The sequence below is a fragment of the Actinophytocola sp. genome, assembly GCF_036555685.1.
In the GTDB taxonomy this organism is placed as follows: Bacteria; Actinomycetota; Actinomycetes; order Mycobacteriales; family Pseudonocardiaceae; genus Actinophytocola.
Genome location: NZ_DATBKY010000264.1, coordinates 85543 through 100960 on the forward strand (window position 1 = coordinate 85543; position 15418 = coordinate 100960).

At 73.0% G+C, this 15418-nt stretch carries 17 protein-coding genes; 12 read left to right on the top strand and 5 right to left on the bottom strand.

The window, feature by feature from the left end:
* Positions 1–7: 7 nt before the first annotated feature.
* Positions 8–1159, bottom strand: a complete 1152-nt coding sequence (locus VH969_RS26800; RefSeq protein ID WP_331979083.1) for a M24 family metallopeptidase — start codon at positions 1157–1159, stop codon at positions 8–10.
* Between the two features lie 72 nt (positions 1160–1231).
* Between VH969_RS26800 and VH969_RS26805 the strand changes: the two genes are divergently transcribed.
* From VH969_RS26805 to VH969_RS26850, 10 genes are all read left to right on the top strand, one after another.
* On the top strand, positions 1232–2191 hold the full coding sequence (locus VH969_RS26805; RefSeq protein ID WP_331979085.1) for a LysR family transcriptional regulator: 960 nt from the start codon (positions 1232–1234) through the stop codon (positions 2189–2191).
* A 16-nt stretch (positions 2192–2207) separates the two neighbouring features.
* Complete coding sequence (locus VH969_RS26810; protein WP_331979201.1) at positions 2208–3086, top strand: sigma-70 family RNA polymerase sigma factor; 879 nt, start codon at positions 2208–2210, stop codon at positions 3084–3086.
* Between the two features lie 116 nt (positions 3087–3202).
* Positions 3203–4072 carry an ABC transporter ATP-binding protein gene (locus VH969_RS26815; protein ID WP_331979087.1) on the top strand — a complete coding sequence of 290 codons (870 nt, stop codon included), beginning with the start codon at positions 3203–3205 and terminating at the stop codon, positions 4070–4072.
* Between the two features lie 3 nt (positions 4073–4075).
* On the top strand, positions 4076–4792 hold the full coding sequence (locus VH969_RS26820) for an ABC transporter ATP-binding protein (protein ID WP_331979089.1): 717 nt from the start codon (positions 4076–4078) through the stop codon (positions 4790–4792).
* A 13-nt stretch (positions 4793–4805) separates the two neighbouring features.
* Complete coding sequence (locus VH969_RS26825) at positions 4806–6053, top strand: ABC transporter substrate-binding protein (protein ID WP_331979091.1); 1248 nt, start codon at positions 4806–4808, stop codon at positions 6051–6053.
* An 84-nt stretch (positions 6054–6137) separates the two neighbouring features.
* Entirely contained in the window at positions 6138–7010 is an 873-nt protein-coding gene (locus VH969_RS26830) for a branched-chain amino acid ABC transporter permease (RefSeq protein ID WP_331979093.1), read from the top strand.
* Positions 7007–8095 (top strand): branched-chain amino acid ABC transporter permease, encoded by a 1089-nt coding sequence (locus VH969_RS26835; protein WP_331979095.1) that lies wholly within the window; start codon positions 7007–7009, stop codon positions 8093–8095. The genes VH969_RS26830 and VH969_RS26835 overlap by 4 nt, the downstream gene beginning before the upstream one ends.
* A gap of 60 nt (positions 8096–8155) precedes the next feature.
* Positions 8156–8752, top strand: a complete 597-nt coding sequence (locus VH969_RS26840) for an Rv1733c family protein (RefSeq protein ID WP_331979097.1) — start codon at positions 8156–8158, stop codon at positions 8750–8752.
* Between the two features lie 130 nt (positions 8753–8882).
* Entirely contained in the window at positions 8883–10796 is a 1914-nt protein-coding gene (locus VH969_RS26845; protein ID WP_331979099.1) for a hypothetical protein, read from the top strand.
* A 97-nt stretch (positions 10797–10893) separates the two neighbouring features.
* Positions 10894–11544 (top strand): hypothetical protein, encoded by a 651-nt coding sequence (locus tag VH969_RS26850; protein WP_331979101.1) that lies wholly within the window; start codon positions 10894–10896, stop codon positions 11542–11544.
* Positions 11545–11696: 152 nt separating this feature from the next.
* Here the strand turns inward: VH969_RS26850 and VH969_RS26855 are convergent, their stop codons facing one another.
* A complete protein-coding gene (locus VH969_RS26855) occupies positions 11697–12914 on the bottom strand; it encodes an RNA polymerase sigma factor (protein ID WP_331979203.1) in 1218 nt (405 codons plus the stop codon).
* Positions 12911–13258 (bottom strand): YciI family protein, encoded by a 348-nt coding sequence (locus tag VH969_RS26860; RefSeq protein ID WP_331979205.1) that lies wholly within the window; start codon positions 13256–13258, stop codon positions 12911–12913. Before VH969_RS26860 ends, VH969_RS26855 begins: the two co-directional genes overlap by 4 nt.
* Before the next feature lie 175 nt (positions 13259–13433).
* On the opposite strand from VH969_RS26860, the gene VH969_RS26865 reads away from it, so the two are divergent.
* Positions 13434–13895 carry an SRPBCC family protein gene (locus VH969_RS26865; RefSeq protein ID WP_331979103.1) on the top strand — a complete coding sequence of 154 codons (462 nt, stop codon included), beginning with the start codon at positions 13434–13436 and terminating at the stop codon, positions 13893–13895.
* A gap of 23 nt (positions 13896–13918) precedes the next feature.
* Here VH969_RS26865 and VH969_RS26870 read toward each other — a convergent pair whose 3' ends face one another.
* Positions 13919–14377: a universal stress protein gene (locus tag VH969_RS26870; protein ID WP_331979105.1), complete on the bottom strand. Its 459-nt coding sequence runs from the start codon at positions 14375–14377 to the stop codon at positions 13919–13921.
* Between the two features lie 156 nt (positions 14378–14533).
* Between VH969_RS26870 and VH969_RS26875 the strand changes: the two genes are divergently transcribed.
* Positions 14534–15073 carry a YbaB/EbfC family nucleoid-associated protein gene (locus VH969_RS26875; protein WP_331979108.1) on the top strand — a complete coding sequence of 180 codons (540 nt, stop codon included), beginning with the start codon at positions 14534–14536 and terminating at the stop codon, positions 15071–15073.
* Here VH969_RS26875 and VH969_RS26880 read toward each other — a convergent pair.
* Positions 15070–15411: an MmcQ/YjbR family DNA-binding protein gene (locus tag VH969_RS26880; RefSeq protein ID WP_331979110.1), complete on the bottom strand. Its 342-nt coding sequence runs from the start codon at positions 15409–15411 to the stop codon at positions 15070–15072. The genes VH969_RS26875 and VH969_RS26880 overlap by 4 nt on opposite strands.
* Positions 15412–15418 lie beyond the last annotated feature (7 nt).

Consider the following 15418-nt stretch of genomic DNA (forward strand, 5'->3'; position numbering starts at 1 on the left):
GCTCCTCTCAGGACAGCTCGATGAGCTCGCGCGTGGTCGTGGTGAGCAGCTCCGCGCCGGTGGGTGTGACGAGCGCGGTGTCGGACACGACGTGCCCCGCCGGCTCGGTCACCCAGGACATCAGGTGGAACGTCATCCCGGCGGCGACCTCGACCTCGCCGTCCGCGCGGATGCCGAGCACCTGCCCGCCACCGACCCAGCTCGGCGGGAAGCCGATGCCCACGAGGTAGCCGCAGTGATGGCGCGAGGGCCACGACCCGGCCGCGTCGCCCGCCACCCCACGCCGCCACGCGGCGTACACCTCGCCCGTGGTCGCGCCCGGCCGCAGTGCCGCCAGCGCCGCCCCGAGCCCGGCGTTGGCCGCCGCGTGCGCGGCGACCGCCGCGGCCGTGGCGGGTCCGATGTGGACGGTTCGGCTGAGCGGGGCGTGGTAGCGGCGCACGCAGCCGGACAGCTCCAGGAAGAGCCCGTCGGATACCACGCGGTCGCCCCACGACACGTGCTCCTGGTCCAACATCCACAGTGGACGGATCAGCGGTGCGAACCCGGGCTGCTGGCCACCGGCCGCGAACATCGCCTGGTGCACGGCCGCGGCCACGGTCCGCTCCGGCACGCCCGGCCGTGCGGCGGCGATGCCCGCGGCCATCGCCGCGTCGGACACCGCCGCCGCACGCCGCACCTCCCCGACCTCGTCCGGGGTCTTCACCGCGCGGATCCCGGCGAGCACGCCGGTGCCGTCCAGCCAGCGCCGCCCGGCGAGCGCGCCGGCCAGGCCGGCGCGGACGGCCGGCGGGAAGAACATCGCCTCCTCCTCGACGGCGACGAGCCCGCCCGGCCCGGCCAGCTCGGCGAGCACCGCGGCGACCGCCGCAGCCGGGTCCGCGCCGTCGGCGAACGTCACGTGCCGGCAGCCGGGCAGCTGCGCGCGCACGGTCGGGCGCTCCATCTCGCGGGTCACCACGACCGGCGCGCCCGGCGCGGCCGGGACCAGCACCGCGGTGAACGCGAAGTAGCCGAGATGGTCGAGCCCGGTCAGGTAGTAGACGTTCTCCGGACTCACCGCGGCGAAGGCCTGCACGCCGGCGTCGGCCATCCAGGTACGCAGCACGGCGATCCGGCGGTCGTGCTCGCGGGCCGGTGCGGCGACGGGAAGGCTCATGCCGGTCAGCGTGCGCCCGGCCGCGCCACAGATCCAGTGACGATTTCTGGCGGTCGTCGTAAGTTCGGCTACATGCTGGACGTCCACCGGCTCCGGTTGCTCCGCGAGCTGTCCCGCCAGGGCACGATCGCGGCGGCCGCCCGGGTCTGCTCGCTGACGCCGTCGGCGGTGTCGCAGCAGCTGGCCGTGCTGGAGCGGGAGGCGGGTACCCCGCTGTACTTTCGCGACGGCCGGCGGCTTGTGCTCACCGAGGCGGCCCGGGTGCTCGTCGAGCACACCGAGCACGTGCTGGCCGAGCTGGAACGCGCGCGGGCGAGCGTCGCGGCGCTGACGTCGACCGTCCGCGGTGTGCTCCGGCTGGCCGCCTTCCCGACCGCGGCGCGCGTGCTCGCCGCGGACGCTATCGCCCGCTGCCGCGCCGCGCACCCGGACCTGCGCGTGCGGCTGTCCGAGCAGGAGACGGCGGACGCCGTGGAGTCGTTGCGGGGCGGGCGGATCGACGTGGCGCTGGTCTACGAGTACAGCCTGCTGCCCGCGGTCCGCGAGCCCGCGGTCGAGACCGAGCCGCTGCTGACCGAGCCGCTGCTGCTCGCCCTGCCCCCCGGGCTCGCCGCCGGCGCCGGGCCGCTCGAACTCGCCTCGCTCGCCGACCAGCCGTGGATCGCCGCGTCGCAGGACGACGCGCTGCACCAGATGCTCGCGCGGGCCTGCGCGGCGGCCGGGTTCGCGCCGCGGCTGGACTTCACCAGCTCCGACTACACGGTCATCTTCGCGCTCGTGCGTGCCGGGCTCGGCGTGTCGATCGTGCCGCGGCTGGCGCTGGAGTCGATGTCCGCGGACGTGGCGCTGCGGCCCGTCGCCGAGCTGGAGCTGACCCGCACGGTGTCGGCGGCGGTGCGCGCCGGTAGCCGCCGCGGCCCGCAGATCGCGGCCATGCTCACCGCCCTGCACGACGTGGCCGCCGAGCTCCCGGTCACATCGGGAGCCGCTGACGGGTCGACTCCGGTGGAGGGCGATGATGGCGGACGGTGAGGGAGGAACCGTGACGATCGACGAGGGGACCCGGCTGGCCGAGCGGTTCACCGAGCAGCGGCCGCGGCTGCGCGCGGTGGCCTACCGGATGCTCGGCTCGTTCAGCGAGGCGGACGACGCCGTGCAGGAGGCGTGGCTGCGCCTCAACCGGACCGGCGCGGACGGCATCGACAACCTCGCCGGGTGGCTGACCACCGTGGTGGCCCGGGTGTGCCTGAACATGCTGCGCGCGCGGGAGTCCCGCCGCGAGGAGTCGCTCGAGGTGCGCCTGCCCGACCCGGTCGTCAGCAGCCCGGACGGTCCGGATCCCGAGCAGGAGGCGCTGCTCGCCGACTCGGTCGGGCTGGCGCTGCTCGTGGTGCTCGACTCCCTCGGGCCGGCCGAGCGGCTCGCGTTCGTGCTGCACGACATGTTCGCCGTGCCGTTCGAGGACATCGCCGCGATGCTCGACCGCTCGCCGGCCGCGACCCGCCAGCTCGCCAGCCGCGCCCGCCGCCGCGTGCGTGGCGAGGCGCCGGTGCCCGACCCCGACCTGTCGCGGCAGCGAGAGGTCGTTACCGCGTTCTTCGCCGCCGCCCGCGAAGGCGACTTCGAGACGCTGATCTCCGTGCTGGACCCGGACATCGAGCTGCGCTCCGACGGCGGTCCCGGCCGCCCGCGCCTCAACCAGTTCCTGCGCGGGCCGCAGGCCGTCGCCGGGCAGGCTCGCGGCTTCCGGCACTTCGCCGGGTCGCTCCAGCCGGTCCTGGTCAACGGCGCCGCCGCGGTGCTCGTCGTCCTGCGTGGGCAGCCTATGGCGGTCATGGCGTTCACGGTCACGAACGGGCGCATCGTGGCGATCAACGTGTTGCTCGACCCCAAGCGCCTGGCCGCCTTGGAGCTGCCCGCCCCGTAGCCTCGCCGGTTGCTTACTCACCGGCCGGTCCATGTGTGATTCGGCCACATCCGCGGTCGTACTTGTGGACGTTTCGGACATGTCCCGACGCGGCGGTAGTCCCTAGGGTCGGCCGCGTGACGACCGCCACACCGCCAGCCACGGGGGAGACCCCGCTGCTGCGAACTCGGGGGCTCACCAAGGAGTTCCGTGGCTTCCGCGCGGTCAGCGACGTCGACCTGGCGGTCGAGCCCGGCACGGTGCACGCGCTCGTCGGGCCCAACGGTGCCGGCAAGACGACGCTGTTCAACCTGCTCACCGGCTTTCTGAAGCCGACCAGCGGCAGCATCACCATCGACGGCCACGACGTGACCGGCATGCGCCCGGAACGAATCGCGCGGGCCGGGGTCGCCCGTTCCTTCCAGATCACCAGCCTCTTCAAGGAGCTGAGCCTCGCCGAGCACGTCGAGCTCGCGCTGCTGGGCCGTGACCGGCAGGGCTTCCGCTTCTGGCGCTCGGACCGGCGGCTGCGCCGCTACCGGGCGGAGGCCGACGACCTGCTCGAGCAGGTCGGGCTCGCCGGCAAGGCGGACGTGGCGGCCGGGAGCCTCGGGTACGGGCAGAAGCGGGCGCTGGAACTGGCCCTCGCGCTCGCGCTGTCGCCGCGCCTGCTGCTGCTCGACGAGCCGACCGCGGGCATGGGCGTCGAGGACGTCTCGCGGACCGTCGAGCTGATCGACCGGCTGCGCGCGGACCGCACGGTCGTGCTGGTGGAGCACAACATGAAGGTCGTCGGCGACCTCACTGACCGGGTCACCGTGCTGCAGTTCGGCTCGATCCTCGCGGAGGGCTCGTACGACGACGTCCGCAACGACCCGCGGGTGATCACCGCCTACCTCGGCGAGTCCGTGAGCGAGAACGACGCAGCGTTCGCCGTCCGGACCGAGGAGCGCGCGCGGGCGCGAGGTACGGGCGCCGAGCACGCGACGAGGGAAGACGGCGGGTAGCCGATGAGCGAAGCGAACGGTCGAACACTGCTCGGCGTCCGCGACGTCGAGGCGAGCTACGGCGAGGCGCAGGTGCTGCGCGGCGTCTCGCTCGACGTGGCCGCGGGGGAGGTCGTGACCCTGGTCGGCCGCAACGGCGCCGGAAAGACCACGCTGCTGCGCTGCCTCATGGGCCTGCACCGCTCGATGACCGGCCGCATCGAGCTGGACGGGACGGACATCTCCCGCACCCCGCCGCACAAGCGGTGCCGGCTCGGCCTCGGCTACGTTCCCGACGACCGCGGCATCTACGCCACCCTCACCGTCGAGGAGAACCTCACGCTGCCGCCGGCGACCGGATCGGACGCGTGGCCGCTCGGGCGGGTGTACGAGGCCTTCCCTGTGTTGCGCGAGCGGCGCCGCCAGTCGGGCAGCCACCTCTCCGGCGGCGAGCAGCAGATGCTGGCGGTCGCGCGGGTGCTGCGGATGGGCGCGCGCCTGCTGCTCGCCGACGAGCCGACCGAGGGCCTCTCGCCGCTGCTCGTCGGACAGATCGGCGACATCATCCGCACGGTCAAAGACCACGGCGTCACCGTCCTGCTGATCGAGCAGAACGTCCACTTCGCCGCGACCGTCGCCGACCGCCACTACCTGATCAGCCAGGGCCGGGTGGTCGAGTCGCTCGACAACGCCGAGGTCAAGGAGCGCGAGCACGAGCTGCTCGAGTACCTCGGCATCTAACAAGGGAGTAGGCATGGCAGCGAGGCTCATGGCAGTGGCCGCGGTCGTCGCGACGGGTGCGCTCGTCGCCGGGTGCGGCGGCGGCCCGCAGAGCGGCGGCGGCAAGGTCAGCGGCGACGCGATCAAGCTCGGCGTGATCACCGACCTGTCCGGTGTGTACTCCGAGCTGGCCGGCAAGAACGCCGTCGAGGCCGTGCAGATGGCCGTCGACGACTTCAAGAAGAAGCACGGCGACGACGCGGTCACCAAGAACATCGAGGTGAGCTCCGCCGACCACCAGAACAAGCCGGAGATCGCCAACACAACGGCCCGGGAGATGTACGACCGCGACGGCGTGGACGCGATCTTCGACGTGCCGACCTCCTCGGCGGCGCTCGCCGTCGCGACCGTCGCCGGGCAGAACAAGAAGCTGTACTTCAACAACGGCGCGGCCACCACCGAGCTGACCGGCGACCAGTGCAACCCCTACACGTACCACTACGCCTACGACACGTACATGCTCGCGCACGGCACCGGCACGACGGTGACCGAGCAGGGCGCCAAGCAGTGGTACATCATCTATCCCGACTACGCGTTCGGGCAGGACATGAACCGCAGCTTCACCGACGCGATCAAGGCGGCCGGCGGCACGGTGGGCACCGCGGACCCGACGCCGTTCCCCAACGACAACTTCTCCACGTTCATGACCAAGGCGCCCAACCTGAAGCCGAAGCCGGACGTGCTCGGCACCATGCAGGCCGGCGGCGACCTCGTGAACGTCGTCAAGCAGTACAACGAGTTCGGGCTGCGCGCCAAGGGCGTCGACCTCGCGGTGGGCCTGATGTTCGACACCGACATCAAGTCGATCGGCGTCGGCCCGCTCGCCGGCACCCTGTTCACCACCGCCTGGTTCTGGAACATGGACGACCAGAGCCGCAAGTGGGCGGACCGCTTCATGGACCGCACCGGCACCCGCCCGACGTTCGACCACGCCGCGAACTACTCGGCGACGACGCAGTACCTCGAAGCCGTCCAGCGGGCCGGCTCCGACGACGCGGACGCGGTGCGCAAGGAGCTCGACGGCTACAAGTTCGAGGACTTCTTCGCCCGCAACGCGCAGTTCCGCGCCGCGGACCACAGCGTCACGCACGACTCGTACCTGGTGAAGGTCAAGTCGCAGGACCAGGTGAAGGAGGACTTCGACTTCACCGAGCTGGTCGAGAAGATCCCCGCCGACGAGGCGTTCCGCAAGGCCTCCGACAGCGGCTGCAAGATGCCCTGACCGAATGCCCGTCCGGCCAGCATCGTGTAGCCGCAGCGTTCGCTGGAACGCGACCAGCACCTTGAATTCCGGGGAGGTGGCACCGTGGAACTCGTGCAGCAGCTGTTCAACGGGCTGGTGAGCGGCAGCTTCTACGCCCTGCTGGCGCTCGGCCTGTCGGTGATCTTCGGCATGCTCGGTGTGGTCAACTTCGCCCACGGCGCGTTCTACATGCTCGGCGCGTTCGGCGCGTTCGTGCTGCTGGACACCGCCGGGCTGAGCTGGTGGCTCGCGTTGTTGATCGTGCCGGTCGTGCTGGGGATCGCCGGGATGGTCCTCGAACGGCTGCTGGTGGCGCGGCTGGTGCGCCTCGACCCGCTGTACAACTTCCTGCTCACCTTCGGCGTCGCGCTGATCCTGCAGGACCTGGTGCGCCTGCGGTACGGCGTCGCCTCGCAGCCCTACCCGCGGCCGGCGCTGCTGGACGGGTCGATCGACCTCGGCCTGTTCGAGTACCCGAAGTACCAGGTGTTCGTGCTCGTGTTCTCGATCGTCGTGTCGGTCCTGGTGTGGCTCGTGCTCGCCCGCACCAGGGTCGGCATGATCGTGCGCGCGGCGACCGAGCGGCCCGAGCTGACCCGGGCGCTCGGCATCGACGTGCGGCGCTTCATCACCCCGGTGTTCGGCTTCGGCATCGCGCTGGCCGGTCTTGCCGGGGTCCTGGCCGCCCCGATGCGCGCGGTGAACTCGAGCATGGGCGCGGACCTGATCATCGTGATCTTCGCGGTCGTGGTGATCGGCGGGCTGGGCTCGGTGTTCGGCTCGGTGGCGGCGGGCTACCTCGTCGGCATGCTGTCGGCGGTGGGCAGCCTGTACGTGCCGGCCCTGTCCCAGAGCCTGGTGTTCATCCTCATGGCCCTGGTGCTGCTATGGCGCCCGGCGGGGCTGTTCGGCCGCGAGGAAGGCGTGCACGCATGATCGTCTCCAGGCTCGTCGAGGGCACCCGCGGCCGCTCGCCGCTGGTGCGGCTCGGGCTGCTGGTGATCGGGCTGGCGCTCGCCTTCGGGCTGCCGTGGCTGATCTACCCGCCGGTGGCGCTCGACATCACGGCGTGGGCGCTGTTCGCGGTCGCCCTCGACCTGCTGCTCGGCTACACGGGCCTGCTCTCGTTCGGGCACGCGGCGTTCTGGGGCTCGTCGGCGTACGCGACCGGCATCATCGCGATCGAGACCGGCGTGCCGTTCTACGTCGCGGTGCTGGCCGGCGCGGTCGTGGCCGCGGTGATCGCCCTGCCGATCGCGCTGCTGTCCGTGCGCCGGACGGGCATCTACTTCGCGATGGTGACGCTCGCGTTCGCGCAGCTGATCTACTTCGTGGCCAACCAGTGGCGCTCGCTCACCGGCGGCGAGAACGGCCTGCAGGGCATTCCGCGCGAGGCGTTCGGGCTCGACCTGACCGACACGTTCTACTTCTACTACGCGGCGCTTCCGTTGACACTGCTCGGCTTCCTCTGCGCGTGGCGGGTCGTCCACTCGCCGTTCGGCCGGGTCATGGTGGCCATCCGGGAGAACCCGGCCCGCGCGCGGGCGCTCGGCTACCCGGTCGACCGGTACAAGGTGCAGGTGTTCGTGATCTCCGCGTTCCTCGCCGGCGTCGCCGGGGGTGTGTACGCGGTCGGGCACGGGTTCGCCTCGCTGCAGGAGGTCTACTGGACGACGTCGGGCAAGGTCGTGGTCATGAACATCCTCGGCGGCATGGGCACGCTGTGGGGCCCGGTGCTCGGCGCGGGGATCATCGTGGTGCTCGAGGACTACCTGGCGACCGCCGGCATCGACGCGGTCGGCACGGTGACCGGCGCGATCTTCGTGGTGACCGTGCTGCTGTTCCGCCGCGGCATCTGGGGCACCGCGCGGCACCTGCTCCGCTCCCGCGGTGGACGCGGAGGCCGCCGTGGACGCCGTGGACGCCGTGGACGCCGTGACGGCGACGGCACGGACGGTGCCGTGCCGGACCCCGAGCCCCTGACCCAGGAACCGAGCCCGACGCCGGCACCGCAGAGCTGAGCCGGTTCTCACCCGGATCGGACGAGGCGAACCGGGGCGTGGCCATCGCACCGTGGCGGTGTGCGTGCCAATGCCGCGCGTCTTCTCCGGCTGATGTTGCCCGGTGGCAACCCGATCAGCCGCGGCGTCGACCGCCTGGAGGGCTTCTCGCTCGTCGTCTTCGTCGTGTTCGCCGTGCTGCTCGTGCCGATCATGCTGATGGCCGGCTCGCTGACCTACGGCTCGATCATCACGACCGCCGAGCAGCAGGCCCGCACCCGCCACCAGGTGGTGGCCACGCTGCTCGAGGACACGATGAAGACGAGCGCGGACGGGAGCGGGCCGTACCGCGTGCGCGCGCGATGGCTCAGCGCGGAGGGGCCGCGGACCGGCAGGGTCCTGGCCGACAAGGGACTCCAAACCGGCGACCGCATCCGGATCTGGCTCGACGAGAAGGGCCGGCCGGTCACCGCCCCGGCCGGCGCGGGGGAGGCGGCACTCGCCGCGGCGCTGGTCGTGATCACCGGGTGGCTCACCGCGGCCGGCGTACTGGGTCTCGTCCACGGCGGCGTCAAACGCCTCCTCGACCGCCGCCGCTACCGCGAGTGGGAGCGCGAGTGGGCACAGGTGGAGCCCCGCTGGCGCGCGGGCCCCGGTCCGTACGACGAGGCGCGCTAACACCGCGTGCCCGCGCCGCGACTACCGGACATCCGGTGAACTGAGTCGCCGCGAGGAGCGTCAATCCGGTCAGGATCGTGTCCGGGAGCGGACCCTCGCGACGAGGGGCGGGGTGGTTGTGCGGGAGTGTGTGGACGAAGCGGCGCCGGCGCCTGCGCCGGTTCCCGCGGTCGAGGTGCTGCTCGCCGGCGGGAGGCACGCGCTGGCGACCGACGGGGACCTGGTGACGAGCCGCGAGCGGTTCGAGCACGCTTACCGCGAGGCCGAGCGCGCGGGTGACGCGAGCGCGATCGCCGCCGCGGCCCTGGGACTCGCCGGCCTCTGGGTGCACGAGCAGCGCACGCTCGCCGGCACGATGCAGCTGCAGGCCCGGCTGCGCCACGCGCTCTCGCTCGTCGAACCGAACAGCTCGGTCGCCCTGCAGCTGCGCGTCCGGCTCGCCGGCGAGATCGACTACCGCGCGGGCGAGCACGCTGGGATCCTCGGCGTGCTCGAGGAGGCGCGGCGGGCCGAGGACCCGATGGCCCGCGCGGAGGCGCTGAGCCTCGCGCACCACTGCCTGCTCGGCCCCGACCACGGCCCGCTGCGTCGCGGCCTGGCCGCGGAGCTCATCGAGGAGAGCTTCCGCACCGCCCGCCGCAGCGACCTGCTCATGGGATTGCTGTGGCAGACCGTCGACATGTTCCTGGACGCCGACCCGCAGGCGCGCCGCCGGCTGAGCGAGCTGCGGGCGATGCTCGCCGATCGCGACCACCTCGCGGTCCGGTTCGTGGTCAGCGCGATCGAGGTGATGCTCGAGATCCGGGCCGGCCGGTTCGCCGAGGCGGAGAAGCTCGCGACCGTGTGCGCCGAGCGCGGCGCCACCGCGGGGGACGCCGACTGGGCCGGCTGGTTCGGCGGTCAGCTGTTCGCGATCCGCTGGTACCAGGGCCGGGTCGCCGAGCTGCTGCCGATGCTGGGCGAGCTCGTGCACTCGCCGACGCTCAGCGTGGTGGACAGCTCGTACTTCGCCGCGCTCGCGGTCGCCGCGGCCGCGGCGGGGGACCGGCTGACCGCCACGGCGACGCTGGCCACGTTGTGCCGCAACGGACTCGCGGACCTGCCGCGGTCCAGCACCTGGCTCGTGACGATGAGCGGCATCGCGGAGGCCGCGCACCTGCTGGGCGACGCGGACACCGCGGCCCGGGTGTACGCGATGGTCCGGCCGTACGCGCACCTGCCGACGATGGTGAGCCTGGGCATCGCCTGCTTCGGCTCGACCCACCACACGCTCGGCATCGCGGCGATGACCGCGGGCGAGGCCGACACGGCCGTCGAGCACCTGGCCGAGGCGATCCGCGCCAACCTCGCGATCATGCACTGGCCCGCCGTGACCGCGTCGCGCGTCCAGTACGCGCGGGCGCTCGCGATGCGCGGCCGGCCGGGCGACGCGGCTGCCGCCCAGGAGGCGTGGGCCGCGGCCCGGGAGGAGGCCGGCGCACTCGGCCTGACTGTCGCCGACGCCGACGCCGGCCCCGGCCCACGCCCGAGCCGCGCCGCGGTCTGCACGCGGGAGGGGGAGAGCTGGCGGATCGAGTGGGGCGAGCGAGCCGCCGTGATCGGCCACAGCGTCGGGATGACCCACCTCGCGGCGCTGGTCGCCAGCCCGGGCGCGGAGGTGCACGCCGCGGAGCTCGCGGGTGGGCTCACCGCGCCGAGCACGCGGATGTCCGGCCAGCCGCTGCTCGACGACACCGCGCTCGGGCAGTACCGCGAGCGGCTGGCCCGCCTCAGCGCCGATCTCGACGAGCTGGAGTCCGGCGGCGAGGACGCCCGCGCGGCGCGGCTGCGTGCCGAGCGGGACTGGGTGATCACCGAGCTGGCCGCTGCCACGGGGCTCGCCGGCCGGACGCGGCGGTTCCCCGACGAGGCCGAGCGGGCGCGCATCGCCGTCGGCAAGGCGATCCGCCGCACGCTTGCCCGGATCCACGCCGCCGATCCGGTCATCGGCGCGCACCTGCGGGACACCGTGCGCACCGGCATGCTCTGCTCGTACCAGCCCTGACTTCCTTGTGGCGCGGGTGTTCCACGCGATGGAACACCCCGTGGAACGCCTTCCGGGTGAGGCCCGCGAGGCGCGGGCCCGAGGAGGGGTGACACCGATGAGCCACCGGAAGATCGCCATCGTCGCCTGCGCGGCCGCGCTCGCCCTCGCCGGGTGCGGCAACTCCGTGCAGGGCGAGCCCGCGGACGCCGCGGCGAACACCAAGGCCGCCGAGCCGGCCGCGGAGAGCACGCCGGCGGCGCCCGCGCCGAAGCCGAAGTCCGGGGGCGGCGGTGACGGCAAGCTCACGCCGACGGGGACGACGCTGCAGGTCGGTCAGGCGGCGACGGTGGAGTACGAGACGAAGTCGCTCAGCAAGACCACCACGAAGCTCTCGATCACGACGAAGTCCGTGAAGAAGGGCGCGATCAGCGACCTGAGCGGGTTCAACCTCGACGCGCAGACGAAGGTGAGCGACCCGTACTACGTCACGGTGTCGTTCAAGAACGTGGGCGGCAAGCCGATGGAGCCGGGCGGCATCTTCGGCCTCATCAACGCCCACAACCTCAACGGGGACGAGCTGAACCGGCTGAGCCTGCTCGGCGAGTTCAAGCCGTGCGAGGGCACGCCGCCCAAGACCCTGGCAGTCGGGGCCTCCTACACGGAGTGCGACGTCTACATCGCACCCGCCGGACAGCACGTCGGCAAGGTCGTGTTCTCCCACTTCGTCGACCTTGACGAAACCGAGATCACCTGGACGGTGAAGTAGGCCGAGCGGCCGATTGCCTGCCACCGGGGCCGGATCCACGTCGTCGCCGTGCTGACCGACGACGGGGTCCGGCCCCGTGCGGGTCAGCCGCCCATCATGACGACCGGCGGCGCGGCGGTCGCGGTGTGGCCGGCGCCGGGCTCGTGGTCGCCTCAGAGCGACGCGCGCCGCTCCCGCAGGTGCGCCCGCTCGACGTCGGTACCGACCAGGCGTAGCGCGGCGTCGAACTCGGCCGCGGCCTCGCCGCGCCGGCCCAGCCGGGCGAGCAGCTCGGCCCGCACGGCGGGCAGCTGGTGGTTGGCGGGCAGGGCGGAGTCGAGGCCGTCGAGCAGCGCCAGGGCCGCCTCGGGCGATCCGGCCTCGGCGACCGCGACGGCCCGGTTGAGCCGCACGACCGGCGACGCCGTGTGGCGTTCCAGCTCGGCGTAGAGGCCGGCGACGCGCGGCCAGTCGGTGTCGCCGGTGGTGCTGTGCTCGGCGGCGATCAGCGCCTGCAGGTGGTACTCGCTCGCTGGCGGCCCGAGCCCGTCGAGCAGCTCCCTGCCGCGGGCGATCTCGTCGTGCCGCCACCGGGTGCGGTCCTGGTCGGCGAGCAGCACCAGCCGGCCCTCCCGGTCGACGCGGGCGTCGCGCCGGGCGTGCTGCAGGACCATCAGCGCGAGCAGTGCGGCGATCTCGTCGTGCCCGGGCAGCAGCTCGCCGAGCAGGTAGCCGAGCCGGATCGCCTCGCCGGCCAGCCGCGGCCGCTGCAGCTGCGCGCCCGACGTGGCCCGGTATCCCTCGGTGAAGAGCAGGTAGACGACCTTCAGCATGACGCCCAGCCGGTCCGGCAGGTCCTCGGCGGTCGGCCGGCGCAGCGGGATGCCGGCGAGCGCGATCTTGGCCTTGGCGCGGGTGATCCGGGCGGCCATGGTGGGCTCGGGTACCAGGAACAGGCGGGCGATCTCCGCGGTGCGCAGCCCCGCCCCGAACCGGAGCATCAGTGCGGCCCGCGCGTCCGCGGACAGCGCCGGGTGGCAGGCGGCGAAGAGCAGCCGCAGCCGCTCGTCGTCGATCGAACCGTCCACGAGCTCCCACTCCTCGTCCGCGATCTCGCCCGTGACGAGCAGCGGCAGCCGCCGCCGGTCGTTGTCCTCGCGACGGATCCGGTCGAGCACGCGCCGGCGCGCCGTGGTCAGCAGCCACGCCGCCGGGTTGGCGGGCACGTCCTGCTCCGGCCAGACCCGCGCGGCCGCGACGAACGCGTCCTGCAGCGCGTCCTCGGCCACGTCGAACCGGCGCACCTTGGTGACGAGCAGGGCGAGCAGGCGTGACCAGTGCTCCCGGTACGCCTGCTCGACCGCCGCGTCCGTCGCCGGCCGCGTGCTCAGCTCATCTCCATGGGCGCGATCGGGCGGATCTCGACCACGTTCTCCGGCAGGTCCTTGGCCAACGCGATCGCCTCGTCGAGGTCGGCCGCCTCGATGAGGTAGAAGCCGCCGAACACCTCGGCGGTCTCGGCGAACGGGCCGTCCGTGACGCTGACGTCGTCGTCGCGGCGGCGCACGGTGGTGGCCGCGCTCGGCAGCGCCAGCTTCTGGCCGCCGCGCATGGCACCCTGCTGCGCGAGCTTCGCGGCGAAGCGCTGGTGTCGCTCGGAGTGCGCCCGGGCCTCCTCGCCCTCGCGCGATGCCCAGACCTTCTCGTCGCCGTAGATCAGCAGTGCGTACTCCATGAGCCACATCCTTTCCTCCGGCGGGCGCTCCGCCGTCGTTGCGTTGTCGGGATGATGACGCCGCCGCACTGGGATATTCGACAACGGGCCGCGGAATGTTTTCGCGTGCTGGCCGTGGCCGCCGACCCGTCCGAGGCACGCGCATCGATGGGTGACTGGCGATAGCCTGCCCCACATGGTGACGATCAAGCTGGCCAGCGACATCCGCGGCGAGGCGGAAGCCGTGTTCGACACGCTCGCCGACCTGCGCGGGTACGGCCGCTGGCTCGGCAACTCCGCGGCCTACGCCGGCACCGCCGATATCAGCTCCGACCCGGTCGCCGCGGGAACCACCTACGTCGAGCCCGGCCCGACCGGCGTGCGCCGCGGCACGGTCACCGAGTTCGACCGGCCCACCCGCGTCGCCTTCCACCAGCCGATGACCATGCGGCCGCGGCTGCTCGGGGTCATCGACATCCACGTGCGCTACACGCTCACCGAAGCCGACGGCACCGTCCACCTGGAACGCGTGGTGACGCTGACGTTCGGCTGGCCGCTGCGCCTGCTCCGCGCCGCGGTCGTGCCGCAGTTCCGCCGGGAGAGCGAGCGGACGATGCGCGCGCTCAAGGCGCATGTGGAGGCCACCGCCGCGCGGTGACCCGCGCAGCCCGACCGCCGCGGCTATGCCGACGGGCGCACGACGAGCACGTCGCACGTCGCGCGCCTGCTCACCTCGGTCGCGACCGTCCCGGCCAGCAGGTCGGCCATGGACCGCTCGGGCGGCGCGCCGACGACGATCAGCCGCGCCTCCCGCTCGGCCGCGACACGCAGGACCGCCGTGGCCGGGTCCCCGTCCACGGCCAGCGCGGCCGCGACCGTGGCGCCCTCCTCCCGGGCGACGGCCTCGCCCGCCGCGAGCGCTACGTCGGCGGCGTCCCGGCCGAACACGCGGGCGTACCGGCTGCCGCCGCCGAGCGTCGCGGCCGTCCGCTCGTCCGTGCGGCCGGACGGCTCGGCGTACGCGCAGACGATCACCAGGTCGGCGTCCTCGCGCACGGCGAGCCGGGCCGCGCGGGCGACCGTGGGGCCGGCGAGGTCGGAGCCGTCGGTCGCCACCACGATCACTCGGCGCGCAGGCATCTGCTGAGCAGGATCTCGCCCGGCGCGTTCTCCATGCTTCGAGGCTAACCGCGCGGCCGCGCCCGGCCACGGATTGAGCCGGTCGCCCGCGGCCGGCCGGCGGCGGACCGTATCGTGTGAGCGCACGGATCTCGGCTTCGTAGGGGGAGTCACGCCATGGTGGACTCGGTGTCCGACGCCAACCGGATGATCGACGACTGGGAGCGCGACGCCACGCAGAAGGCCGAGCGGTTCCAGGAGATGGCGCGCCAGGTCGAGGAGGTGTCGATCACCGAGTCGGTGGCCGACGGGGCGGTGCGCGTAACGGTCGGGCACAACGGCCTGCCCACCGACATCGCGATGACCGAGCAGGTGCTGCGGATGACGCCGGACCAGATCGCGGCCAACGTGATGGCCGGCATCCGCAAGGCGCAGTCCCGCTACCCGGAGCGGCTGGCGGAGATCCTCGCGGACACGGTCGGCACCGAGGACCCCGCGGCCCAGCACATCATGGTGACCGCCGAGCGGAACTTCCCACCCGTGGAGCCGGACGAGGACGAGCCGGCCGAGGAGCCGCGGGCGCGCTACTCCGACGTCGAGGACGAAGAGCCGCCGACGCCGCGCCCGGCCCGGCCGCCACGGTCGGACGGGCGTCCCGGCGGCCGGTCCGATGACGACGGCGACTTCAGCGACGAGTCACACATTTTCGACCGCTAGCGCAACGGGTTCTCCTCGGCGAGCTGCTCGGGGGCGGACAGCCGCCAGGCCTCGTACACCAGCTCGGTGAGCTCGTCCGCCTCGATGCGCTGCAGGTACACGACCACCCAGCCGAAGCCGCCCGCGGTGAACTGGACCTCGAAGGTGTCCGGGCGTTCGGCGACGAGCGCGAGCTGTTCGGACAGGGTCTGCTTCAGCCCGACGGTCTTGGTTCGCGGCCAGTAGTAGCCGAACCGCTTGCCGCGCACGCTGAACGACGTGTAGTCCCGTGCCTGCGCGCGGTCGACCTCCGCGAGCCGGTCGACCATCCGCAGGAACTGACTGTCGCGCACGCCCACCGGGGCA